The following is a 23,264-nucleotide window of genomic DNA, read 5'->3' as shown; positions in this document are numbered from 1 at the left end:
CGTACGTGGTGATGGATATGAGTAGATCAAAAAGAAAAATTGATCATATCCGCCATGCTTTAGGTCATGAACGGGCGCCTTATAACCATTTTGATGATATGAAAATCGTTCATCAAAGCCTGGCCCGTTTGGATTTCAATCAAATCACGTTAACGGCAGAAGCGGGGGAACTTAAATTAAGTTCCCCTCTTTTTGTTAATGCCATGACTGGTGGAGGCGGAGAAAAGACAAGAGAAATCAATCGCGATCTTGCTATTGCAGCAAGGGAAACCGGTATAGGGATGGCTGTCGGCTCCCAGATGTCTGCAATCAAAAGACCGGAAGAACGATCAACCTATGAAGTCGTAAGAGAAATGAACCCGGATGGGGTGGTATTCGCCAATGTGGGCAGTGAGGCATCATTGCAGCAGGCGGAAGAAGCTGCCAGTATGATTGACGCGAATGCGCTGCAGATCCACATCAATACCCTGCAGGAATTAATCATGCCGGAAGGGGACAGGGACTTTACTGCCCGGATGACGAACATCCAGAAAATCGCACACGGGATGGATCTCCCTGTGGTCGTCAAGGAAGTCGGATACGGCATGTCGATGGAAACGGCACAAACGCTATACGATATCGGCGTGCGTTATATAGATGTCGGCGGTCGGGGGGGAACCAACTTCTCACGAGTGGAAAACCTCCGGAGGGAAAAGCCTTTTTCTTCCTTTAATAACTGGGGGATACCTACACCAGCCTCTATTCTTGAAGCGCGGAGCAGCCAAAACATGCACATATTCGCTTCAGGAGGCATCAGGCACGGACTGGATGGGGCGAAAGCTATGGTTCTTGGAGCCTGCGGATTCGGGATGGCTGGTTCTTTGTTAAAAGTTCTTCTAGAGGAAGGCAGGGAAGCTTTAATCGATGAAATCCATCATATCCACCAGGAATTGAAGATGGCTATGATGCTTTTAAACGCCTCCAGCCCTGAAGAACTTCCAGATAAGCCTTTTGTTCTGACAGGAGAAACAAAAGCGTGGCAGGAGCAGAGGATAACGAATGGCCGCTGGTAATCTCTCGGGCTGCCGGAAATATGACGGCAGCCGTGTTTTTATCAATCCTCTTTTGTTAGAGGTGATGGAAACGAAGACTTATCTTGAAAGAAGCTTTTTATAAGGTATACTTTCTGTATCAGAAGTTTGTCCGTATATCTTAAACCTGTTCCATCCTTGAAAAAAGCAGATGACCGCGGGCTTACCCGCGGGAAAGACCTATGACAGTGAAGTCATAGGTCTTTTTTTATGTGCTCCATGTTTAAAGCTGTCCAAAACCTTCCATAATGACAGTGAAGGAGTTGGAAAGTATGGCGGTTTACTGGTATGCCTGGGTGCTTGTCATCTGTGCCTGGTTTTTTATGAAACACACCCGAACAAGAACAGCCTTGCTGTTCTTTCTTTTCATCCTTATGTGTACATACAGTTGGAGTATCATTTCCCCATCCGCCTACCTTTATGCCCACCTCGCCCTTCTTATCCTATTTGGTCTATATCTCATATCTTTTCACAAAAGGCCGCTGGTGGTTTATTTATGGTTGTTTTTCTTAAGCATTGGTTATGCGTCCGCCAGCCTTTTTATCATCATTCATCCGGTTTGGATGCACCTGCCTGGATTTTCGATAGGGTTTGTCGTGGTCCTGCTTTTGAGGATGATTGTGACTGATTTGAGAGGAATGACTGGTCTCTGGTTGTTGATCAACGGCTCAGGTATGACCCTCACCAATGTTGTCCTTCGTTTCTATGGGAAGGAAGGGGTGGTAACGGCCCAGCCGATGCTTGTTTTTGTTCTGAAAGGGTTGTTATTTCTTCTTTTTGTGCATGGTTTACGTGCATTGAAGAAAAATAATGCAGGAGCAGGAAAAAGTAAACATAAGGGAGACGCATATGCATGAATGAATATACATATCCCATTTTGTTTGGGATTATCGCAGGAACCGTTTTGAGGGTGTTTATGATGCGGACGGATTACCGTCAGTATCCGACCTATCTGCATGGAAAGATCATCCATTTGTCTTTGGGGTTTATTGCCGCTGCTCTCGGGACCATTGCCATTCCATCTATTATGGAAAAGGAATTCACAGCTGTTACTTTTCTGACGCTGGCTGCGTCCCAGTTCAGAGAGGTGCGGAACATGGAGAGAAATACACTGGCTGAAATGGACAGCTATGAACTCGTACCTCGTGGGAACACGTATATCGAAGGGATTGCTGTAGCCTTTGAAAGCCGGAATTATCTGGTGATCTTTACATCTTTCATCGTAACGCTCTGCTACCTTGCAGTGAATATGTGGGCCGCTCTCGGGGCGGCAGCGGCCTGTTTTGTATTGTCCTCTATCTTAATGAGTGGCTCTAAACTGGGCGATATCGTAACGATTGAACAGAGGGAGCTCACGTTCGATGGGGCTGGTCTTTACGTAGATAACATTTATATTATGAATATTGGTCTCCCTGAACGGCAGGATGAAATTCTGAGGTATGGGATGGGGTTTATCCTGACGCCTAAATCTTTTAATATCCGTTCTACGATTGCCAACCTCGGCCAGCGGCAGGCAATTCTTCATGATGTGTCTGTAACGCTCGGGGTCTTCCGTGATTCCGGGACTCCGGCTCTTGTGCCACTCATTAAGCGTGACTTGAATGATGGACGGATCGGTGTATTCATCCTCCCCCAGGAGAAGGATCCCGCCCGTGCCAGAGAAGTCATAGCCAATGTACCGGTGCTGGAAAATGCGATACAAAAACCAGGGAAACGGAGTGGGTGATAGCAAATGAAAATGGAAAAAGCGATCCTCGCCTCCATTACGACACTGGATAATAAAGTCCAGGGAAGTGCGGCTGTTTTCAAGTGTGAAACAAAAGAGGAGATGGAGGCGGTGGCCGCTAATTTGGAAGCCATCTTAGATGGAATCGCCCACCGGTTGAGTGACCAGCTCTATATTATTGTCAAGCACTGAACGTTGAAGAAAGAATTGTTTCTTTTCCTAAAGTCTGCTAAGATAAAAAAGTTAATGGCTTGCTGCTGTTCTTCGGGTGATGGGCGGAAACCATCAAGCCGTAGGGGAGCAGTCTTTTTTTGCTTTTCACTGCTGTTGAAACATGAAATAATGAAAATAGAATGAAGAAAGGATGATCCTTTCATGAGAAAATCAGTAATTGCAATCGTAGGACGACCGAATGTCGGTAAATCAACAATATTCAACCGGCTGGTTGGAGAAAGAATATCTATTGTAGAAGACACGCCGGGGGTAACCAGAGACCGGATTTATGCAGAAGCCGAATGGCTCACCTCCACCTTTAATGTCATTGATACAGGTGGCATTGAAATCGGGGACGAGCCTCTTCTTGTGCAGATGCGTGCTCAGGCACAGGTGGCTATAGATGAAGCGGATGTCATCGTTTTCATGGTCAATGGCCGTGACGGCATTACCGGAGCCGATGAAGAGGTGGCAAAACTGCTCTTCAAATCCAATAAGCCTGTCGTACTGGCTGTAAATAAAGTGGATAACCCGCAGATGAGGGAGAATATCTACGAGTTTTATTCCCTGGGATTCGGTGAACCTTTCCCGATTTCCGGCACACATGGCCTGGGCCTTGGGGATCTGCTTGATGAAGTGGTTAAACACTTCCCTGAACGGATCGAGGAGGAAATCGATGATGATACCATCCGGTTCAGCTTGATTGGACGACCGAATGTCGGAAAATCTTCGCTTGTAAACAGCCTGCTCGGTCAAGAGCGTGTGATTGTCAGCGATATAGCCGGAACGACAAGGGATGCGGTTGATTCACCATTTACGAAAGACGGTCGTGACTATGTCATCATCGATACCGCGGGAATGCGTAAGCGAGGAAAAGTGTATGAATCTACAGAGAAATACAGCATTCTCCGTGCATTGAAAGCGATTGAGCGTTCCGACGTTGTTTTAACGTTGATTGATGCAGATACCGGGATCCAGGAACAGGATAAGAAAATTGCCGGATATGCCCATGAAGCCGGTAAGGCGGTCGTTATTGTCGTGAATAAATGGGACACGCTGGATACTGATGAAAAAACGATGAAGGAATTCGAAGATAAAGTCCGGGATAACTTCCGATTCCTTGATTATGCACCGATTGTCTATCTGTCTGCCAAGACGAAAAAACGCATTCATACCCTGCTTCCAAGAGTGCTGGAAGTCAGCGAAAATCATGCCAAACGGGTGCAGACCAACGTGTTGAATGAAGTCATCATGGATGCTCTGGCTATGAATCCTTCTCCTTCCATTAAAGGACAGAAGCTGAAAATCTTCTATGCTGCCCAGGTATCCGTGAAACCACCAAGCTTTGTGGTTTTTGTGAATGAACCTGAACTTATGCACTTCACGTACGAACGATTCCTGGAAAATCGGATCCGGGAAGCATTTGGATTTGAAGGAACTCCTATTAAAATCTTTGCAAGAAAACGGAGTTAAGCTGTAGGAAGGGAGTCGATACTGTGGAAAAGATAGCGGTTTTAGGTGCGGGAAGCTGGGGGACGGCCCTGGCTCTCGTTCTCGCTGATAATGGCCATGATGTCCATTTGTGGGCACATCGGAAAAGTCTGGCTGAAGAGATCAGCCGCACACATACAAACGAAAAATACCTGGAAGGTGTAGCACTTCCTGAACAGCTCCAGGCCACACATGAAATGGCTGAAGCCGTTCGAGGGGCCGGCCATATCCTATTGGCTGTTCCGACGAAAGCCATAAGGGAGGTCTGCACCCAGCTGAAGGATCTTCTACAGGATAAAGTCATCCTCACTCACGCAGCGAAAGGGATTGAACCCGGAACTTACAAACGGGTATCTGAAATCATAGCTGAAGAAATTCCAAAAGAAAGTTATGAAGATATTGTTGTATTGTCAGGGCCGAGTCATGCGGAGGAAGTCAGCCGCCGGCAGCCGACGACGGTAACGGTATCGGCTGCCGATCTAACCGTGGCCGAAAAAGTGCAGGATATCTTTATCAACCATAATTTCCGTGTATATACCTCCCCGGATCTTGTCGGGGTGGAGCTTGGTGGAGCCTTGAAGAACATCATTGCCTTAGGAGCGGGGATTTCCGATGGTCTGGGTTATGGAGATAATGCCAAGGCGGCGCTTATCACGAGAGGCCTTGCTGAAATCGCACGTCTGGGTACATCCATGGGAGCGAATCCCCTGACGTTTTCAGGCTTGACTGGAATCGGTGACCTGATTGTTACATGTACAAGTTCACACAGTAGAAACTGGCGTGCCGGGTATAAGCTTGGTCAGGGCAGCGGACTTGAACAGGTGCTTGAAGATATGGGGATGGTTGTGGAAGGGGTTCGCACAGCCAAGGCGGCCTATCAACTCGCCTCCGATCAGAATGTCGACATGCCCATCACCACAGGAATCTACCAGATTTTGTTTGAGGACAAGGGTCCGCGTGATGTCGTGGATCAATTAATGACACGGATCCGCAGGCATGAAATGGAGGATTTGACAAATATCCTTGACCAGCAGTTGAAAGACTGACACATCATGACCTCTGTGCATATACTACACAGAACCTAATGCACGAGGAGGTCAATTGTTCATGAGTGATTTTCAAAAGAGTATTTTTGATCACCTGAAGAAAAAAGCAAACATCGATGCTCAGGATGTATTCAAGGTCGCTGATAAGGTCCAGCACGCAGACTTTTCGGACGAAAAAACGGTGCGGGGGCTGGTCCGGCAGTTGTCAGCGGTCGCCGGCAAAAACATATCCAAGCAGAAGGAAGACAAAATCGTCGAAGCCGTTATTAGTCAGAATATGCCTCTGGATATGAATACGTTAGGTAAATTCTTGAAATAATTGCGAACTGGTGGGCGCCTGAGGAGGCGGTCTTTCCATCGTATGCATAAGATATCACGCAGCAATCATTACACATGAGCTGGTCAGGGAATTGTTTAGTCACCCGGGGTGGGAGCACCCCGGTTTTTTTATGTATCCGTTTACGAACAGGATATGGTATAATGTCAAAAGTCGAATGTACACCAAAGGAGGGCCATTTATGTCTGAATCCATGCTGAATATGTACATATCCTTTGCTGGAATCATCTCCTTATTCCTTGCTATTGGTCTCATCTACTTAAGCAGATTTAAGTTAAAGGGCATTTTTTCAGCCGTTACCGCCGTGTTTGCCTACCTGTTTATGATCGTGGGCGGCTTGATTATTTTTTACATTGTACTCAGCGGCCCAACCGCTTAACGAAGGAGGAAACAGCATGAAGATTTTTCACTACTCAGGGCTGCTCATTCTTCTTTTCCTGTTAACCGGGTGCTTATATCCTCAAGAAAGACTTCAGAAAAACCAGGTTCCCAACGATCAGCAGCTGAACATGGTACAGGACGCTGTCGATACTTATCAGGAAAGAACAGACGGGCTTCTTCCTATTAAGACGAAAGATCAGGATACACCGCTTTTTCAAAAATATCCTATTGAGTTCAGCAAGCTGAAGGAAATGAACATTCTTGGAGAACTCCCGGGGACATCTTTTGAGAACGGGGGCCATTACCAGTATGTCATTATTCATCCGGAAACGGATCCGACGGTGAAAGTGCTGGACCTGCGGACGACAGAAGAAGTCAGGTCACTCCAGGTGAAAGTCAAATTCTATACGGATAACAACCGCTATCCTCCTTTAGGAGATTTCGTGTCCCAAGGGGTGTACGAGCTGGATTATGAGAAGATCGGAATGGATGAGCCGCCAATGGTGGACAGTCCATATTCTGATCAACGTCTTCCGGTTTACCTGGATGAGCAGGGACAGGTCTATATCGATTACCGGAAAGACCTCTATGCGTATCTTCAATCAGAGGACCATGCGTATGAGGCAGGAGAGGACATTCGTTTTCTTCTGACGGATTATACCCCGATCGTGCCTGCCTATTCAACGGCCTATACGGTGGAAGAGGGAGAGCCGGTATTTTTAACCGCCCCGTCATCTTCCTGATTGAACCGTTCCCCCTGTGGGAGCGGTTTTTTTATGTCTTTCTCTTTCACGTTCCTTTCCCAGGCTGAGGTGCTTGTGCCGCTTGATTATAGATTTCTGGCATATTCACCTGGGACAACGTCATAGAATCAGAGTGTCTAGGCTTGTATGGTGGTGAAATTACATTTGGGAGGGGATCCTTTGGAAAAGGTTGATATCTTCAGTGATATTTCCAAACGGACAAATGGAGATATTTATTTAGGTGTTGTCGGTGCTGTACGCACGGGTAAGTCAACATTTATAAAGAAATTTATGGAGCTTGTTGTACTGCCCAACATGGATGAGGAATCTGACAGGGAACGTGCTTTGGATGAACTGCCACAGAGTGCAGCTGGAAAAACGATTATGACCACCGAGCCTAAATTCGTCCCTAACCAAGCGGCTAATATTACAATAGATGACCATCTGGATATCAGAGTCCGAATGGTGGACTGTGTGGGTTATGCTGTTAACGGGGCTGTCGGCTATGAAGATGAACACGGGCCGAGGATGATTCACACGCCGTGGTATGAGGAGGCCATCCCGTTTCATGAAGCAGCTGAAATAGGGACACAGAAAGTGATCCAGGAGCACTCCACGATTGGAATTGTAGTCACGACAGACGGGACGATAGGCGAAATACCAAGGCAGGATTATGTGGAGGCCGAGGAGAAAATTGTTGAAGAACTGAGAGAGGTTGGAAAACCTTTTATTATGATCATCAATTCCGCCCAGCCTCATCATCCGAACACCGAACATCTCCGGGAGTCCCTTGCGGAGAAATATGATATCCCGTGCCTGGCTCTTTCTGTAGAGAGTATGAGAGAACAGGATGTTCAGAGTGTCCTTCGGGAAGCGCTGTTTGAATTTCCGGTCCTTGAGGTGAATGTGAACCTGCCGAGCTGGGTGATGGTGCTTGACTCCAGGCACTGGTTGAGAGCGAACCTGCAGGCGGCGATCGAAGATACTGTCAAAGACATCAAGCGTCTCCGGGATGTCGACGATGTCGTAGGCAGCTTCGATCAGTATGAGTATATAACAGGGGCTCATATTTCGGGCATGGATCTTGGTGAAGGGATCGCTGAAATTGACCTGCAGGCACCGGAGCACTTATATGATCATGTCCTGAAGGAAATTGTAGGTGAAGAAATCCGGGGCAGGGATCACCTGTTGGAAATCATGCAGGATTTCTCCTATGCAAAACGCGAATATGATCAAGTGGCTGATGCCCTGCAAATGGTAAAGCAGACCGGTTATGGGATTGCAGCTCCTTCTCTTGAAGATATGAAGCTGGATGAGCCGGAAATTATCAGACAAGGATCGAGGTTTGGTGTGCGTCTCAAGGCGGTTGCCCCTTCCATTCATATGGTTAAAGTGGATGTGCAGTCTGAATTTTCGCCGATTATCGGAACAGAGAAACAGAGTGAAGAGCTCGTCCGATATTTAATGCAGGACTTTGAAGATGACCCGCTTTCCATTTGGAATTCTGACATTTTCGGGCGTTCCCTGAGTTCTATTGTCAGAGAAGGTATCCAGGCGAAACTGGCATTAATGCCTGAAAATGCCCGCTACAAGCTTCAGGAAACACTGGAACGGATTATCAATGAAGGTTCAGGCGGTATGATCGCAATCATTCTGTAACGGCTCTTATTAAGAGCCGTTTTTATTTTTATTATGGCTTTTGATCTGCATCCTTGGGTTTTTATCAGAAAAAGCAGCTGGAAGAACGTTGGTACCTGATCAAAAGGCATACATAAGGATGGTATTCCGGATTGCTCCTTGCAATCCGGGAGGCGCTTTCAAATGGGGTGAAATGTGAAAACCGCGTCTTTTCAGGCTTTCTGGACGAAGGATTTGAAAATTTTTTTACTGAAAAACTTTGAAATGAAGGATTTTTTTACAACAACGTCGTATTAACCTGTGAGAAGATGTTCATACTGGTAGAAACGTTGTCATGACAGGCTTTGCAGTTATTTTTGTAATTGTTGGACATTTCCGCGTCTGAATGGAAAGTGAACCACAATTCAGCGTTGAAATCGCATTGTAACGCGATTTTTAAAGGATTGTCTATTGAATTTCATGAAAAACTCGTTTATTATAAGGCTTGTCATCAAATGATGACCGTTAAATAAACATTTATAGCGGTGAACACCGCTTGAATGAGTTTAACCTTCTCGGGAGGAGGTGAATGTCATGAACAAAACAGATCTAATCAATGCGGTATCTGAAAAAGCAGATCTTTCTAAAAAAGATGCGACTCAAGCTGTAGATTCTGTATTCGAATCTATCATGGATTCACTTAAAGATGGTGACAAAGTCCAGCTGATCGGATTCGGTAACTTTGAAGTTCGTGAGCGTGCGGCACGTAAAGGCCGTAACCCACAAACTGGTGAAGAGATTGAAATCTCTGCAAGCAAAGTACCAGCGTTCAAACCTGGTAAAGCCCTTAAAGATGCGGTTAAATAATCAGCTACATAGGGCTTGGGAAAAGGGTGCACACTGCACCCTTTTCCTTTTTTTCATAGTAAAAAGCCGGTTATGCGTCCATACTGTAGTTGAATCGCGATCTCAGGCCCATTCAACAGGGTGGATATTTTGACAAAGGCGGCTCATTAAGACATAGTTAAGATAAAGAAGGAGGGCTCCTGCGATGTCTGCATCCAACAACGATTTTTTTGTAATTAAAGCACTGGAAGATGGTGTGAATGTCATTGGTCTTACAAGAGGAACGGACACAAGATTCCACCATTCCGAAAAGCTGGACCGTAATGAAGTGATGATTGCTCAGTTTACAGAGCATACATCTGCTGTGAAGGTACGCGGAAAAGCGGTTATTCAGACGAGCCACGGGGAAATGACCAACGACACAGAGTGATGGATATCCTCTGGTGTCCGATACATACAGGGAATGGCGAAATATGCTATAATTAGGAATGTTTATTAGTGTTCAGGAAGGGACCGGGTGATCATGTTGAATTCTTCAGATAACGATATTAAGCAGCTCAAAAGTAAAATCGCAGCCAAGGTCCGCCATCCTTATTTGGTTCGTTTTATACCTGAGCCGCACATCGATGACGACAAACTTGTTATCTTATCTTCCATTATGAACCATACAACACTGCCGGTGGAGAAGAAAGAGCAGTATATTATTACGACTATGCTCGTACAAATTGCTCTGGACACCCATGATCTGGTTACCTTGACTGATGACGAAGATGATAAAGAAACAGTAAGGCGCCGCCAGCTCACGGTTCTGGCTGGTGATTATTTCAGCGGACTCTACTATTATTTATTATCCCAGTTGAATGATATTCCCATGATTCATACCCTTGCGGGAGCCATAAAGGAAATCAATGAGCTCAAAATGGAACTCTACTATAAGGATGTGGAGTCTTTTCAGGAATTTCTGGATGGTGTGAAGAAAATTGAATCGCTGCTCATACAAAGAGTAGGTGCTTATGTTCAAAAAACAGCCATCAATGACATGGCAGGGGAATGGCTGCTGGCTAAGAAATTGATGGAGGAAAAACGCAGTTATCAGGAGGGGAACGTATCGCCGTTGATTGAAGCCCTTGTGAAAAGGCCCGGCCTTTTCGGGAATCACGGACAGGTGATCGGAAGCCTTGAACAGATGCTGCAGAGTCATGTAAACCATCTTGAGGCAGCCGTGGCCCAGCTGCCCATTCATTTCAACTGGCTGAAATCCTACGTTCATGCAGCTATTCATCATCAATTTAATCATAGACAGATCGCGGAAGAAGGGTAAGTTATGGATCCACAGACGAAAGAAGAACGGGTACACCATGTGTTTGAGAAAATATACGGACGTTATGATAGTATGAATTCCATTATTTCCTTCCAACAGCACAGGCTTTGGCGCAGGGACGTCATGAAGCGCATGAATGTCCAGCCGGGCGATACGGCCCTTGACGTCTGTTGTGGGACGGGGGACTGGACAATGGCTTTGGCAGAAGCCGTCAGCAGCAATGGAAAAGTCACCGGCCTGGATTTCAGTGAGAACATGCTCTCTGTCGGTATCAAGAAAAAGCTGGCCGGTCGAGTGCGTCAGGTTGAGTTTCAGCATGGAAATGCGATGGCACTTCCATTTGAGGATGATCAATTCGATTTTGTAACCATTGGATTTGGTTTAAGGAACGTGCCTGATTACCAGCAGGTGCTTCGGGAAATGTACCGGGTCGTCAAGCCCGGCGGTAAAGTCGTCTGTTTGGAAACCTCCCAGCCGACAAATCCGTTTTTTAAACGGATGTATTACTTCTATTTTGGAAATATCATGCCGCTTTTCGGCAGGGTGTTTGCAAAGAGTTATCAGGAGTACAGCTGGCTTCATGAATCAGCCAAGGACTTTCCCGGCAAGAAAGAATTAAAAATGATGTTTGAGGATGCCGGCCTTTCCAACGTCATTGTCAAATCCTATACAGGCGGCGTAGCAGCTATGCATATGGGTGAAAAGCTTTAACCGAGGATGAACTAGAATGAAATTAGCTATGATCTACTCTTTTCTAAAAAATGACCTGGCTGTGATTGAAGATGCAGTCAATGATACCATTCAGTCCAACAATACGGTTTTAAGAGATGCGTCCAGTCAGCTTCTCCAGGCAGGCGGCAAGAGGATCCGCCCTGTCTTCGTTCTTCTCGGGGGCAAATTCGGCGATTATGATATTGAGCGGATGAAAGCCGTTGCTGTTTCTTTAGAGCTGATCCATACAGCCTCTCTCGTCCATGATGATGTCATAGATGAAGCGGAGCTGAGAAGAGGGGAACCAACCATTAAAGCAAGGTGGGATAACCGCATTGCGATGTATACAGGGGATTACATATTTGCACGCTCTCTGGAAACGCTGTCGGTTCTTGAAAACCCGAAGGCCCATCAGATTCTTGCTGGAACGATGGTGGAATTGTGTCTTGGTGAAATTGAACAGATTAAGGACAAATACAATGTCCACCAGAATTTCCGCACCTACTTACGACGGATCAAAAGGAAAACAGCTCTGCTTATCGCGGCCAGCTGCCGCCTGGGAGCCATTGCTGCGAATGTTGCCGAGGAGAGGGAAAAAGCGCTTTACCGATATGGCTACAATGTAGGGATGTCCTATCAGATCATCGATGATGTGCTGGACTTTACAGCTTCTGAAGAGGAGCTTGGTAAACCGGCGGGCAGTGACCTTCTGCAGGGAAATGTGACGCTGCCGGTGCTTCTTTCTATGGAAGACCCGCTTTTCAAGAAGCAGCTTCAGGAAGCTTTTACAGGCACAGAAGCGGAAACGACAGAAAAACTGAAGCCTCTAATCCGGACCATCCAGACAAATGGTTCGATTGAACGATCTCTTGAAATCAGCGATCTTTATCTGCAGAAAGCCTATCAGTCACTCAATGGACTTCCAGCAGGGCGTGCCAAGCAGACTTTGAAAGGAATCGCCAAGTATATTGGAAAAAGAAGGGCATGATTCTATTGCCTTTCCTTTCATTGTTTGATAGACTTTTTATGGCACTTATTAAAAGCGCTTTCAGACTATACATAAGATGAGGTGTTTGTCATGGAAAAGACTTTTTTAATGGTAAAACCCGACGGTGTACAGCGTAATTTGATTGGAGAAATCACAGGAAGATTCGAGCGGAAAGGTTTCAAATTGGCCGGTGCCAAGCTGATGTCTATTCCAGAGGAACTGGCACAAGAACATTACGGCGAGCATAAAGAGAAGCCTTTCTTCGGTGAATTGGTCGAATTCATCACTTCCGGTCCTGTATTTGCAATGGTATGGGAAGGGGAGGACGTCATAGCGGCCGCACGACAGATGATGGGGGCTACAAAGCCTTCAGACGCAGCTCCTGGGACGATCCGCGGGGACTTTGGCATGATCGTTGGGAAGAATGTCATCCATGGCTCCGATTCAATAGAAAGTGCAGAAAGAGAAATTTCCCTGTTCTTCAACGAAGGAGAACTGGTTGATTATCAAAAAGACAGCCTTGCCTGGGTCTATGAATGAACGATAAAACCGCCTGCGGGCGGTTTTTTTGTTTCTACCTCTCTATATTTACAATAAGCAGGCGGTAGCGTAATCTTAAGGGTAGATTATAGAAGCAGGGGGCGCGGGGATGACAAATGATTACCTAAGCTTTACGGAAAATATTTATGCAAAGACAGGCATTGACCTTTCTCTCTATAAAGAGACGCAGATGAAACGGCGACTTACCTCACTGCGTGACAAAAGAGGGTACCCCAGTTTTATAAGCTACTTTCAAGCTTTGGAGGGGGACCATGGACTATTGGAAGAGTTGATGAATAAAGTCACGATCAACGTTTCAGAATTTTATCGAAACCGGCAGCGTTTTGATGTTCTGGAAGAGAAAGTGATTCCTCATTTATCGAAAAAGAATCAGCGTCTGCGCATATGGAGTGCCGCATGTTCTACGGGGGAGGAGCCTTATACCCTGGCGATGATCCTTTCGCGTTTTTTCCCTCGGGAACAGTTGGAAATTATCGCTACAGACATCGATCCTCTAGCTCTGGCGCGTGCGAAAGAAGGCGTGTATCACGAGCGGTCACTCAAAGAAGTTCCTGATGATATAAAGCAGGCGCACTTTACTAAAGAAGGTCCATTTTACCGTGTTCACGAAGATATCAGGAGCCGCGTCGTGTTTAAGGAACACAATCTGCTGGCCGATGCTTTCCCTTCCAAGTGCGACCTGATCGTCTGCCGCAATGTCATGATTTACTTTACGGAAGAGGCCAAAAAGGAACTGTATGTTAAATTCAACCAGTCTCTGAAGGCGGACGGCATTTTCTTTGTAGGCAGTACGGAGCAGATTTTTTCACCGGAACACTATCATTTCAAGGTTTTTGATACCTTTTTTTACCAGAAAGTAAATAGAGCATCGGCGGCCTCGGGTGTAAAAGCGTTTTCATGAAAGATTAATAAAAAAATTGAATTTTTCGATGTTACAAACGGGATTCCTTATGATATAGTAGTATCTAAAATTTATCCCCCGTTATATCCGGGGGTACCTATACAGGAGGTACAATATTCATGCGCTACTTAACCGCTGGTGAATCACACGGAAAACAACTGACAACAATACTGGAAGGCATCCCCTCTCATCTTCCACTGTTGAGGGAACAGATCAATGAATCACTCATACGCCGCCAGGGTGGCTATGGTCGTGGAAAACGGATGCAGATCGAAAAAGATCTCGTAGAAATTACAAGTGGTGTAAGACATGGATATACGTTAGGGTCACCCATTACGCTTGTTGTACATAATGATGACTTTAAGCATTGGACAGATATTATGGGAGAAGATCCCCTTCCCGAAGGTACAGATAAAATTCGACGGACTGTAACGAAGCCCCGCCCGGGTCACGCCGATCTAAATGGCGGAATGAAATATGGTCATCGTGATATGCGGAATGTGCTGGAACGTTCATCAGCAAGGGAAACAGCTGCAAGGGTAGGTGCAGGAGCGGTCGCGAAAGTTCTCCTTAAAGAACTTGGCATTGAAGTTGCCGGTTATGTAAGAGAAATCGCGGGCATCGTCAGTGATGTAGATGAAAATCTTACCCTGAGCGAACGCCGTGAAATTTCCGAGGCTTCTCCTGTCCGTACATTTGACGAACAGGCGGCTGAAAAAATGATGAAAGCCATTGATGATGCGAAGAAGGATGGAGATTCCATCGGAGGGGTCACAGAGGTTTACGTAGAAGGGATGCCTGCAGGGCTTGGCTCTTATGTCCAGTACGACCGGAAGCTTGATGCTAAAATTGCCCAGGCCGTGATGAGCATCAACGCCTACAAAGGGGTGGAATTTGGAATTGGTTTTGAAGCAGCAAGAAAACCTGGAAGCCAGGTCCATGATGAGATCCTTTGGAGTGAAGAGGAAGGTTACACACGCAGGACGAACCGTCTTGGCGGGTTTGAAGGCGGGATGACTACAGGGATGCCGATTGTGGTCAAAGGCGTTATGAAGCCGATTCCGACGTTATACAAGCCTCTGCAGAGTGTGGATATCGAATCGAAAGAGCCATTTAATGCAAGTATCGAGCGTTCAGATTCCTGTGCAGTACCGGCAGCGTCTGTTGTAATGGAACATATCGTTGCTTTTGAACTGGCCAAGGTGATAACAGAAGAATTTCCATCCGACTATTTCCCACGTCTTAAGCGGGCGGTTGATGATTACAGAAAAGAAATCAGGGATTTTTGATGAAGACATTACAGATCACGGCAAGTACACATGAATATGAGGTTGTCCTTGGAGAAGGGATTCGTCATAGGATTCCTGACATGTTGGAAAAAGACTATCAGTCCATCCTGATCATCACCGATGATCAGGTATCGGATTATTACCTCGAAGATGTAAAGCAGTCGTTTACCAGTGACCGGTACGTCTATACTGCTGTGGTCCCAAGTGGGGAAGCATCGAAAAGTATGGAATGTTATGAGCAGCTCCTCGATGCCTGCACGACTCATCAGCTGGACCGCCGCTCATTGATCATCGCCCTTGGCGGCGGTATGATTGGCGACCTCGCGGGCTTTACCGCTTCAACGTACTTAAGAGGTATCGATTATATCCAAGTGCCGACTACAATTCTGGCTCATGACAGCAGTGTCGGCGGGAAAGTAGCCATCAATCATCACAGAGGAAAAAACCTTATCGGGAGCTTTTTCAACCCTCAGAAAGTCGTTTATGACCTTGAAACCATCGCTACACTTTCCCGGAAGGAAATCCGCTCCGGTTACGGAGAAGTCATTAAACACGCGTTCCTAAGTGATGTAAACTGGCTTGACAGCCTTCTTGATGTGTCGCTGGATACCTTGACAAGCAGGCAGCTGGAGGAAGATTTATATAGAGGCATTCAAGTGAAGGCCTCTATCGTGGAAAAAGACGAGAAGGAAGCGGATATCCGCCAGTACTTGAATCTTGGGCACACGCTTGCCCACGCGGTTGAATCCGAGCTCGGTTATGGCAGAGTGACACATGGAGAAGCTGTAGCCCTCGGGCTTTTATATGCATTGAAATTGAGCAGCATAACAAGCGGAAAAGATTTACGAGTAAATGATTATGTAAACTGGTTAAGAAAAAATGAATACCCGCTTGATCTATTGAGAGGCCTTGATGCTGAAAAACTGGTGGATCGTATGAAGTGGGATAAGAAAACGATCGGCAGGCAGATTAACTTTGTTCTGCTGGATGGAATAGGACATCCTTATGTCCAGGCCATGGATGACAGTCTCCTGTTAAATGAATTAAAATGTGTCATAGAAGAGGTGGGGAACGGATGATGATCAGAGGAATCAGAGGAGCTACGACCGTCGAAAACAATGAACAGGATGAAATCGTCAACCGTTCATTAGAAATGATGCAGGCGATCATCACGGCTAACCAGCTGGATGCGGATGATGTCGTTTCCGTTTACTTTACCGTTACCGAAGATTTAACGGATACCTTTCCAGCGAAAAGCTTGAGGCAGATAGATGGATGGACGTATGTGCCTGTCATGTGCATGAGGGAGATTCCCGTACCTGGCAGCCTTGAAAAATGCATCCGCGTGATGGTGACGGCCCGGACTGATATTGAGCAGGCAAAGATTCAGCATGTATATCATCATCAGGCCGTTCGACTTCGCCCTGATTTAAAGAGTTGAGAGGAGTTTTTTCATGAAAGCAAAAGATATTCTTAAGACGATGAAACCTTATAAACCCGGCAAAGGCATTGAAGAGGTGAAAAAAGAGTACGGGCTTGACCGTATTGTCAAACTGGCTTCCAACGAAAATCCATACGGCTTTTCTCCTGTGGTGAAGGAAGAGCTTCCAAAGCTCGTTTCCAAACTGGAAATTTATCCGGACGGCTATGCAGCGGGTGTGAGGACGAAGGTTTCCAGTTTTCTTGGGGTGGATGAAGACCAGATCATTTTTGGAAATGGATCGGATGAAGTTGTCCAAATCATCTGCCGCACATTCCTTGAGCCTGGTGCCAATACGGTCATGGCTTCTCCGACGTTTCCCCAGTACCGTCACAATGCCTTGATAGAAGGGGCGGAAGTGAGGGAAGTTCCGTTGAAGGAAGGTCATCATGACCTCGAGGAAATGATTCGTCAAATTGATGAAAACACGCGTGTTTTATGGATCTGTACACCGAATAACCCAACAGGTGTTCACATCAACGAAGAAACGATACAAGACGTGCTGGCCAGAGTCCCTGAACATGTGCTGGTCGTGCTTGATGAAGCCTACTACGAATACCTGGAAGCGGAAGATTCTTTTGATGCGGTCTCTGCATTAAATCAATACCCGAACGTAATGGTTCTTCGTACCTTTTCAAAAGCTTATGGTCTTGCCGGCCTGCGTATCGGATTCGGCTTGGCCGCAGCGGAGGTCATTCAGGTACTTGAACCAGCAAGAGAACCGTTCAATACATCTACAGTTGCCCAGGCTGCTGCGATACTCGCTCTGGACGATCAGGAATTTATTACGACAACAGTGGAAGCCACCCATAAAAATAAAAGAGCCTTGATGCGTTTCTGTGATGAAAACGGTCTGGGCTATTATGACACCCAGGCGAACTTCCTTATGATCCAGCTCCCTATCAGCGGGGATGAGATGTTTGAATACCTCCTTACTCAAGGGTTTATCGTTCGCTCCGGCGAAGCGCTTGGACTGCCGAATTCCATACGATTGACTATCGGCAGAGAAGACGACATGCTCCAGATTCAACAGGCCATGAAAAAGAAGCTGGAAATGGTTAAGCAGTCATGAAACAGACGGTCCTCATCGTCGGTTTAGGATTAATCGGCGGATCGATTGCAATGAATGTATCTAAGAAAGAAGATGTTTTTGTCATCGGTATGGACGGAGACGAAGCAGCTTTGAATATGGCGCTGAAGCAGGGCGTCATTGACCAGGCAACTTTTAACTTTTCTAAAGCAGTGGTGGAGGCGGATGTATGTATTCTGGCTACGCCTATTTCAGTCACCATCGATTTTCTCCATCAGCTGGAAAACGTGGAGCTGACTAAACCGCTGCTTGTTACGGATGTGTCATCTGTGAAAAATCAGGTTTTAAAAGCAGCGGACCGCCTGACACACCCTCTGCTTTCCTTTGTGGGCGGCCATCCAATGGCCGGCTCACACAAGCAGGGCTATACAGCGGCGAAACCTCATCTGTTTGAAAATGCGATATACGTTCTCACGCCCGCCCTTAATGGCACAAAGAAGGAAGCGGAAAGGCTTAAGGATTTACTATCCGAAACAAACGCTCGTTTCCTGACGTTTTCGACAAGTGAACATGATGAAATGACTGCGGTCATTTCCCACTTTCCACATTTAATTGCTTCCTCCCTCGTGCATCAGGCGAAGGTTTGGCAGGAAACCCACCCATACATTGAACATCTGGCTGCCGGCGGTTTTAAGGATATCACCCGGATCGCTTCCAGCAACCCGAAGCTCTGGCAGGATATTTTCTTTCAAAACAGGGACCTCCTTATTGCAATGCTTGAGGATTGGATCAACGAAATGGATAAAGTCCGCACCTTCCTGAAGGAGGAGGCGGAAGAGGAAACATATGAATACTTGAAAGAAGCCAAGCTTTACCGTGACGGTCTTCCTGTGAAGGAAAGGGGAGCCATTCCCGCTTTTTATGACATTTATGTAGATATTCATGACCAGCCGGGGGCTATCCATGATGTGATTGGTCTTTTGGCAGCGGATGGAATCAGCATAAAAAACATTCAAATCCTCGAAATCCGTGAAGGGATTACAGGAGTTTTGCGTGTAAGCTTTGCTACAAGCGAAGAGCAGAAGCTGAGTCATAAAGTCCTGCAGGAGAAAAAATATGAAGTTATGGTGCAGCAGTAATCAAGGGAGGCAGAAGAATGACAGAGATACAATTGCAGCCGACACAGAAACAGCTGCAGGGGACTATGTCTGTCCCTGGCGATAAATCAATATCCCACCGGTCTGTTATATTTTCGGGATTGGCAGAGGGAACATCACATATTACCAATTTCCTAACGGGAGAGGACTGCCTTCGGACTGTCGAAGCTTTTCGTGAGATGGGTGTCAGAATTGATCAGCAGGATGACCGTCTGACGGTATATGGAAGAGGAATTCAAGGCCTCAAGGAGCCGTCTTCTCCATTGAATTTCGGCAACTCCGGAACAACCGCAAGATTGATGAGCGGGGTTTTGGCAGGGCTGCCTTTATTTACGACGGCCTTTGGGGATGCATCCTTATCCAAGCGGCCGATGGATCGTGTCGTCGTCCCATTAAAGCAGATGGAAGCGGATATCTCCGGCAGGGATAAGAATCGTCTGCTTCCTCTCGCATTCAGGGGCCGTAAGTTGAAAGGGACTATACATGAGCTTACCGTTAGAAGCGCGCAGGTGAAATCAGCCCTCCTTCTTGCAGGCATGCTGGCCGAAGGGGAGACCAAAGTGATCGAACTCGGACAGACAAGAAATCATACAGAAATGCTTCTTCCTGAATTCGGCGTGGATCTTAACATAGAGGGAGCTGCCATTACCATCGAGGGTGGTCAGCAGCCACAGGCATCAGATATAAAAGTTCCCGGAGACATTTCATCAGCCGCATTTTTCATTGTCGCTGCTGCCATCGTTCCAGGCAGTGATCTCCTGATTAAAGATGTGGGGTTGAATTCTACCAGAGACGGCATTATTCACGCGATGAAAAGAATGGGGGCGGATATTGAAACGGATATCCATACCTATATCGGGCGCGAGCCGGTCGGAGACGTCCGGGTCAGAAGCTCCCGTCTCAAGGCTCTGCAGCTGGATGGTGAGCTGATCCCGAATCTTATTGACGAAATCCCGATTATTGCCCTTGCTGCGACACAAGCCGAAGGAACAACCGTCATTAAGGATGCTGAAGAACTGAAATTCAAAGAAACCGATCGTATTGAAGCGGTCGTGACTACTCTTACGAAGCTCGGAGCTGAAGCAGAGGCCACTGAGGACGGTATGGTCATCCATGGAGGAGCTTCTTTAACAGGAGGCAGCGTCCACTCTTATGGTGATCACAGAATAGGGATGATGGGGGCTGTCGCTTCTCTTATCAGTGCTGAGCCGGTCACGATTCAGGACAAGGACTGCATCAATATTTCCTATCCTTCCTTTTTTGAGCATTTAAATGGAGTCCTCCGTTAAAATAACTTCATAGTTTCATTGAAGCTCTCATACGATATAAAAAGCCTGCCTGGTGGAGGTAATCGTAGAGAGCTTCTTTGCGTAAAAGAAAAGAGAAGATGATTCAGGGATGTCCACCAGAGAGGGTCACCACGAGGAAAGGGATGGGGCGTACAGATTTTTATGGTAATGGAAGCGCATTCGGCCTGGTGGGATTATGTGACGGCGGCTTATGACTGAAAAGAGAGACCTGCTTCTTCGGTTTGAACACCTAGTGAATAGCTTACGCAGCAGATATCTGGAATATGACCACATCATGAAGAGGTCTGTTGTACATAAACAGACATCCGCACCCTGACATCTATTCTTCTTTTCATCTTACCCGCTCCTGAATGGAAACCTTGGACAAAATTCGTCAGCGGAATGGAATATCGTCGAACGACTAATCAGAAATGTGGTCTTCACTGTATGGACATTATGGTATGATTAATCTGAAAGACGTGGTTTTCCGATGGAGAGCCGGAACGTTTGAAGAGAAGGATGTTTTCAGATATCATAGTGCTGTTCCAATAAACAAAAATACGAGCGGACGGATGGAAAACTCCATCCGATCTAAATAAAGTGAAGAATCACATGCATGTGCTTAACGTGGAAAGGATGTCATCATGGAGGAAATACAAAAAGCCATTCGTCAAATGGAGGCCCATAAGACGGAAGATGCAATAAAAACACTGACAACATATCTGCCAGAGGCGGATGAAGAGGAGCGTTTTACCATTGCAGAACTGTACATGCAGTGGGGAATGCTGGAAGAAGCGAAAATGGTGCTTCACGAACTGATTCAACGCTATCCGAAAGAACAGGAATTGAAAGTGATGATGGCAGAAATTCACATCGATCTTGATGAGGATGATGAAGCAATCGAACTGCTGAACCAATTCGGACCTGAAGACGAAGACTATCTTCAGGCGCTGGTACAGCTTGCTGATTTGTATCAGGCCCAGGGGCTGTATGAAGTAGCCGAACAAAAACTTCTAGCTGCTAAAAACGTGGAACCAAACTCAGCCATTATTGATTTTGCTCTTGGTGAACTCGCGTTTTCAAATGGGGAGTACTCCAAGAGTATCCCGTATTATGAAAATGCCATGCACCATCAGCCGGTGATTGGTGATATAGAAGTGGCCACACGACTGGCTGAAGCCTATGCGGCCAATGGGGAATTTGAGCAGGCGTTGGAATTCTTCCAGAAGGTGGAAGAGGACAATCCGGATGTTCTCTTCCGTTATGGATTTGTGGCTTTCCAGGCCAACCGTAATGATATCGCGATTCACGTCTGGGAGGAACTGATTGAGAAAGATCCTTACTTCCAATCGGTTTATCCACACCTGGCTCAGGCTTATGAGTCCGAAGGGATGCCTCAGGCAGCCCTTGATATGGCTCGAAAAGGCCTTGCTAAAGACGAATTCAACAAAGAACTTTATCACCTTGCCGGCAGTCTTTCCCACCGTCAGGGGAATAAGGAAGAAGGATACCGTCTCATGCGGGAAGCGGTCGCCCTGGACCCCGGCTATAAAGAAGCTGTTCTGTTTCTGATTGAAAACTTTAAATCCGATGAGGACTATGATCAGATCATCGACTTAATTCAAGAACTGATTTCCTTAGGTGAGGAAGACCCCCATTATCTATGGGAGCTTGCCCATGCCCTGGAAGAGGAAGAGCGTTTCAAGGAAGCCTATGAACAATACAGCCAGGCTTATCTTTCCCTTAAGGAAGACACCGACTTCCTCAAATCCTACGGATACTTCCTCGTTGAGGACGGCCGTATGGAAGAAGGTGTCCGTGTCTTCAAGGAATACCTTGCCATCGACCCTGCTGATACTGAGATCGAGGATTTCGTTAAGCGTCTGAATGAGGAATAAATGGAAAACTAAAGCGCAGGAGGGGCGCATATGCAGACACCAATTTCTGTGGATGAGAAAAAAGATTTTGTCCGCTGGTTTTTGAATCACTTTCAGTTGAAAAAGAGGGAAAGTGTCTGGATTCTTAACTATTTAATGAATCATGAATCTCTTTTATCCAGTGTTCATTTCGTCCAGGAAGTGAAGTTTTGTCCCCGTGGTATGGAAATTAGTGCGCAGGGAGTCTCTGATCCCCCTTTCCGGTTTTATAAAGGTCAGGTCATGACCAACGATGCGGAAAAATCCTTTCATGATCTTCGTATGAATCAGGGGGAGCCGGTTTATATTCAGATGAACTTCGAGAATGCCCAGCAGTGTTCCAAATATGCGCTTGTTCTTGAAGAGAATCCATATCTCCCCAAAGATTATTATTTGAATGACCGTGATAAGAATGAAGCAGACCGCCTGTTGAAAATCAGCCTTCTCCAACATCGGAGAAAGCAGATTGAAGAACAGATTGATGAATCCCTGATCAATGGGGAACGGACGGTTTTTACCGAGTTGTGCGGCCGGCTCGAAAAAGTGAAAGAGGAACTGAGTGCGTTTTATTAAAAAATAAAGTCAGGAGCATCCTATGATGTTCGCTGACTTTATTTTTTATTTTTATGTAGTAAAATATAGAAAAACGTACATAACAAAGGCAGGGGATACTTATGAAATGGACGAAAGCAGATACGACCCAGTACTTACCGGAAAAACAATACGTGGACACGCTAATGATTCCACTGATACCCTTTGACCCCGCCGGGGACCAGCAGATGGTCGGGCAGGCTTTCCAACGGGAGCTGAATCAGGTGTTTATGAACCTGATTGAAAAAGAATACAGAGGCAGGATCTTTCTTTCCCCTGACTATGCCTATTTAAAGGGTGGATACGAAAAGGAGAAAGAAAGATTAAATGAGTGGATTCAGCGTTTCAGGGAACAGCCGTTTGAACACGTTTTCCTATTTACGTTCGACAGCGGCTGGAAGAAACATGAGGATGATTTGGCCGGCCGTTTAATCTGGGTGCCGGGGATGTCGAGCGGCAGCATGAAATCGACAGAAACACAGGCATTTGTGAAGGAACAGGCCCGCGGCATCAGTGAACTGATCCAGGCCTATTGGTGACTGGATAAAACTTCCGACAAG

Annotated in this window: 26 protein-coding genes; all 26 read left to right on the top strand. The window is 46.3% G+C overall.

The genetic code is table 11. The annotated features are described in order from the left end of the window. Nucleotides 1–17: 17 nt before the first annotated feature. The 26 genes from fni (at nt 18) to ACXAGL_RS18160 (ending at nt 23,243) form a co-directional block, all read left to right on the top strand. On the top strand, nt 18–1,052 hold the full coding sequence (fni, locus tag ACXAGL_RS18285; RefSeq protein ID WP_474992039.1) for a type 2 isopentenyl-diphosphate Delta-isomerase: 1,035 nt from the start codon (nt 18–20) through the stop codon (nt 1,050–1,052). Nucleotides 1,053–1,342: 290 nt separating this feature from the next. Next, on the top strand, nt 1,343–1,927 hold the full coding sequence (locus tag ACXAGL_RS18280; protein ID WP_474992038.1) for a YphA family membrane protein: 585 nt from the start codon (nt 1,343–1,345) through the stop codon (nt 1,925–1,927). Continuing rightward, a complete protein-coding gene (locus ACXAGL_RS18275; protein WP_474968697.1) occupies nt 1,924–2,796 on the top strand; it encodes a YIEGIA family protein in 873 nt (290 codons plus the stop codon). The genes ACXAGL_RS18280 and ACXAGL_RS18275 overlap by 4 nt, the downstream gene beginning before the upstream one ends. A 6-nt stretch (nt 2,797–2,802) precedes the next feature. After that, nucleotides 2,803–2,988 carry a capping complex subunit for YIEGIA gene (locus ACXAGL_RS18270; protein WP_027954430.1) on the top strand — a complete coding sequence of 62 codons (186 nt, stop codon included), beginning with the start codon at nt 2,803–2,805 and terminating at the stop codon, nt 2,986–2,988. Nucleotides 2,989–3,171: 183 nt separating this feature from the next. Further along, on the top strand, nt 3,172–4,482 hold the full coding sequence (der, locus tag ACXAGL_RS18265) for a ribosome biogenesis GTPase Der (protein WP_474968696.1): 1,311 nt from the start codon (nt 3,172–3,174) through the stop codon (nt 4,480–4,482). 23 nt (nt 4,483–4,505) lie between these two features. Then, entirely contained in the window at nt 4,506–5,546 is a 1,041-nt protein-coding gene (locus ACXAGL_RS18260) for an NAD(P)H-dependent glycerol-3-phosphate dehydrogenase (protein ID WP_474992036.1), read from the top strand. A 61-nt stretch (nt 5,547–5,607) separates the two neighbouring features. After that, nucleotides 5,608–5,865, top strand: a complete 258-nt coding sequence (locus tag ACXAGL_RS18255; RefSeq protein ID WP_027954427.1) for a stage VI sporulation protein F — start codon at nt 5,608–5,610, stop codon at nt 5,863–5,865. Between the two features lie 199 nt (nt 5,866–6,064). Beyond that, entirely contained in the window at nt 6,065–6,262 is a 198-nt protein-coding gene (locus ACXAGL_RS18250) for a DUF2768 domain-containing protein (RefSeq protein ID WP_027954426.1), read from the top strand. Nucleotides 6,263–6,278: 16 nt separating this feature from the next. After that, nucleotides 6,279–7,007 carry a hypothetical protein gene (locus ACXAGL_RS18245; RefSeq protein WP_474992034.1) on the top strand — a complete coding sequence of 243 codons (729 nt, stop codon included), beginning with the start codon at nt 6,279–6,281 and terminating at the stop codon, nt 7,005–7,007. A gap of 180 nt (nt 7,008–7,187) precedes the next feature. Next, on the top strand, nt 7,188–8,666 hold the full coding sequence (gene spoIVA, locus ACXAGL_RS18240) for a stage IV sporulation protein A (protein WP_474968693.1): 1,479 nt from the start codon (nt 7,188–7,190) through the stop codon (nt 8,664–8,666). Between the two features lie 552 nt (nt 8,667–9,218). Further along, entirely contained in the window at nt 9,219–9,491 is a 273-nt protein-coding gene (locus ACXAGL_RS18235; protein ID WP_008638574.1) for an HU family DNA-binding protein, read from the top strand. A 184-nt stretch (nt 9,492–9,675) separates the two neighbouring features. Next, a complete protein-coding gene (mtrB, locus tag ACXAGL_RS18230; RefSeq protein WP_027954422.1) occupies nt 9,676–9,900 on the top strand; it encodes a trp RNA-binding attenuation protein MtrB in 225 nt (74 codons plus the stop codon). 93 nt (nt 9,901–9,993) lie between these two features. Continuing rightward, nucleotides 9,994–10,791, top strand: a complete 798-nt coding sequence (locus ACXAGL_RS18225) for a heptaprenyl diphosphate synthase component 1 (protein ID WP_474992401.1) — start codon at nt 9,994–9,996, stop codon at nt 10,789–10,791. Nucleotides 10,792–10,794: 3 nt separating this feature from the next. Then, complete coding sequence (locus ACXAGL_RS18220; RefSeq protein ID WP_474968692.1) at nt 10,795–11,502, top strand: demethylmenaquinone methyltransferase; 708 nt, start codon at nt 10,795–10,797, stop codon at nt 11,500–11,502. Between the two features lie 16 nt (nt 11,503–11,518). After that, complete coding sequence (gene hepT, locus ACXAGL_RS18215; protein WP_474971378.1) at nt 11,519–12,490, top strand: heptaprenyl diphosphate synthase component II; 972 nt, start codon at nt 11,519–11,521, stop codon at nt 12,488–12,490. 90 nt (nt 12,491–12,580) lie between these two features. Then, nucleotides 12,581–13,030, top strand: a complete 450-nt coding sequence (gene ndk, locus ACXAGL_RS18210) for a nucleoside-diphosphate kinase (RefSeq protein ID WP_474971379.1) — start codon at nt 12,581–12,583, stop codon at nt 13,028–13,030. Between the two features lie 109 nt (nt 13,031–13,139). Next, entirely contained in the window at nt 13,140–13,952 is an 813-nt protein-coding gene (locus tag ACXAGL_RS18205) for a CheR family methyltransferase (protein WP_474992031.1), read from the top strand. Between the two features lie 119 nt (nt 13,953–14,071). Further along, nucleotides 14,072–15,241: a chorismate synthase gene (gene aroC, locus ACXAGL_RS18200; RefSeq protein ID WP_474992030.1), complete on the top strand. Its 1,170-nt coding sequence runs from the start codon at nt 14,072–14,074 to the stop codon at nt 15,239–15,241. Next, a complete protein-coding gene (gene aroB / locus ACXAGL_RS18195; protein WP_474992028.1) occupies nt 15,241–16,320 on the top strand; it encodes a 3-dehydroquinate synthase in 1,080 nt (359 codons plus the stop codon). Before aroC ends, aroB begins: the two co-directional genes overlap by 1 nt. Continuing rightward, nucleotides 16,320–16,682, top strand: coding sequence for a chorismate mutase (gene aroH / locus ACXAGL_RS18190; protein WP_474992400.1), 363 nt, complete (start codon nt 16,320–16,322; stop codon nt 16,680–16,682). The genes aroB and aroH overlap by 1 nt, the downstream gene beginning before the upstream one ends. A 13-nt stretch (nt 16,683–16,695) precedes the next feature. Next, nucleotides 16,696–17,793 carry a histidinol-phosphate transaminase gene (gene hisC / locus ACXAGL_RS18185; RefSeq protein WP_474992027.1) on the top strand — a complete coding sequence of 366 codons (1,098 nt, stop codon included), beginning with the start codon at nt 16,696–16,698 and terminating at the stop codon, nt 17,791–17,793. Next, a complete protein-coding gene (locus tag ACXAGL_RS18180) occupies nt 17,790–18,890 on the top strand; it encodes a prephenate dehydrogenase (RefSeq protein WP_474992025.1) in 1,101 nt (366 codons plus the stop codon). Before hisC ends, ACXAGL_RS18180 begins: the two co-directional genes overlap by 4 nt. Nucleotides 18,891–18,907: 17 nt before the next feature. Next, a complete protein-coding gene (gene aroA, locus ACXAGL_RS18175; RefSeq protein ID WP_474992024.1) occupies nt 18,908–20,197 on the top strand; it encodes a 3-phosphoshikimate 1-carboxyvinyltransferase in 1,290 nt (429 codons plus the stop codon). Between the two features lie 644 nt (nt 20,198–20,841). Beyond that, the gene (locus tag ACXAGL_RS18170) at nt 20,842–22,095 is read left to right on the top strand and encodes a tetratricopeptide repeat protein (RefSeq protein ID WP_474968684.1); all 1,254 of its coding nucleotides are present in this window, start codon (nt 20,842–20,844) and stop codon (nt 22,093–22,095) included. Between the two features lie 30 nt (nt 22,096–22,125). Beyond that, a complete protein-coding gene (locus ACXAGL_RS18165; protein ID WP_027954409.1) occupies nt 22,126–22,686 on the top strand; it encodes a ReoY family proteolytic degradation factor in 561 nt (186 codons plus the stop codon). Between the two features lie 101 nt (nt 22,687–22,787). After that, entirely contained in the window at nt 22,788–23,243 is a 456-nt protein-coding gene (locus ACXAGL_RS18160; RefSeq protein ID WP_474992022.1) for a DUF2487 family protein, read from the top strand. Nucleotides 23,244–23,264: the final 21 nt, after the last annotated feature.

The organism is Halobacillus sp. ABA4_118, from assembly GCF_056160205.1.
Note: the sequence above shows the minus strand (reverse complement) of the source record. Positions and strands in the feature narration are given on the sequence as shown.

Coding starts and splice junctions, on each gene's coding strand:
- fni (WP_474992039.1), top strand. CDS start 18: ATGAGTAGATCAAAAAGAAAAATTGATCATATCCGCCATGCTTTAGGT.
- ACXAGL_RS18280 (WP_474992038.1), top strand. CDS start 1,343: ATGGCGGTTTACTGGTATGCCTGGGTGCTTGTCATCTGTGCCTGGTTT.
- ACXAGL_RS18275 (WP_474968697.1), top strand. CDS start 1,924: ATGAATGAATATACATATCCCATTTTGTTTGGGATTATCGCAGGAACC.
- ACXAGL_RS18270 (WP_027954430.1), top strand. CDS start 2,803: ATGAAAATGGAAAAAGCGATCCTCGCCTCCATTACGACACTGGATAAT.
- der (WP_474968696.1), top strand. CDS start 3,172: ATGAGAAAATCAGTAATTGCAATCGTAGGACGACCGAATGTCGGTAAA.
- ACXAGL_RS18255 (WP_027954427.1), top strand. CDS start 5,608: ATGAGTGATTTTCAAAAGAGTATTTTTGATCACCTGAAGAAAAAAGCA.
- ACXAGL_RS18250 (WP_027954426.1), top strand. CDS start 6,065: ATGTCTGAATCCATGCTGAATATGTACATATCCTTTGCTGGAATCATC.
- ACXAGL_RS18245 (WP_474992034.1), top strand. CDS start 6,279: ATGAAGATTTTTCACTACTCAGGGCTGCTCATTCTTCTTTTCCTGTTA.
- ACXAGL_RS18235 (WP_008638574.1), top strand. CDS start 9,219: ATGAACAAAACAGATCTAATCAATGCGGTATCTGAAAAAGCAGATCTT.
- mtrB (WP_027954422.1), top strand. CDS start 9,676: ATGTCTGCATCCAACAACGATTTTTTTGTAATTAAAGCACTGGAAGAT.
- ACXAGL_RS18225 (WP_474992401.1), top strand. CDS start 9,994: ATGTTGAATTCTTCAGATAACGATATTAAGCAGCTCAAAAGTAAAATC.
- ACXAGL_RS18220 (WP_474968692.1), top strand. CDS start 10,795: ATGGATCCACAGACGAAAGAAGAACGGGTACACCATGTGTTTGAGAAA.
- hepT (WP_474971378.1), top strand. CDS start 11,519: ATGAAATTAGCTATGATCTACTCTTTTCTAAAAAATGACCTGGCTGTG.
- ndk (WP_474971379.1), top strand. CDS start 12,581: ATGGAAAAGACTTTTTTAATGGTAAAACCCGACGGTGTACAGCGTAAT.
- ACXAGL_RS18205 (WP_474992031.1), top strand. CDS start 13,140: ATGACAAATGATTACCTAAGCTTTACGGAAAATATTTATGCAAAGACA.
- aroC (WP_474992030.1), top strand. CDS start 14,072: ATGCGCTACTTAACCGCTGGTGAATCACACGGAAAACAACTGACAACA.
- aroB (WP_474992028.1), top strand. CDS start 15,241: ATGAAGACATTACAGATCACGGCAAGTACACATGAATATGAGGTTGTC.
- aroH (WP_474992400.1), top strand. CDS start 16,320: ATGATCAGAGGAATCAGAGGAGCTACGACCGTCGAAAACAATGAACAG.
- hisC (WP_474992027.1), top strand. CDS start 16,696: ATGAAAGCAAAAGATATTCTTAAGACGATGAAACCTTATAAACCCGGC.
- ACXAGL_RS18180 (WP_474992025.1), top strand. CDS start 17,790: ATGAAACAGACGGTCCTCATCGTCGGTTTAGGATTAATCGGCGGATCG.
- aroA (WP_474992024.1), top strand. CDS start 18,908: ATGACAGAGATACAATTGCAGCCGACACAGAAACAGCTGCAGGGGACT.
- ACXAGL_RS18170 (WP_474968684.1), top strand. CDS start 20,842: ATGGAGGAAATACAAAAAGCCATTCGTCAAATGGAGGCCCATAAGACG.
- ACXAGL_RS18165 (WP_027954409.1), top strand. CDS start 22,126: ATGCAGACACCAATTTCTGTGGATGAGAAAAAAGATTTTGTCCGCTGG.
- ACXAGL_RS18160 (WP_474992022.1), top strand. CDS start 22,788: ATGAAATGGACGAAAGCAGATACGACCCAGTACTTACCGGAAAAACAA.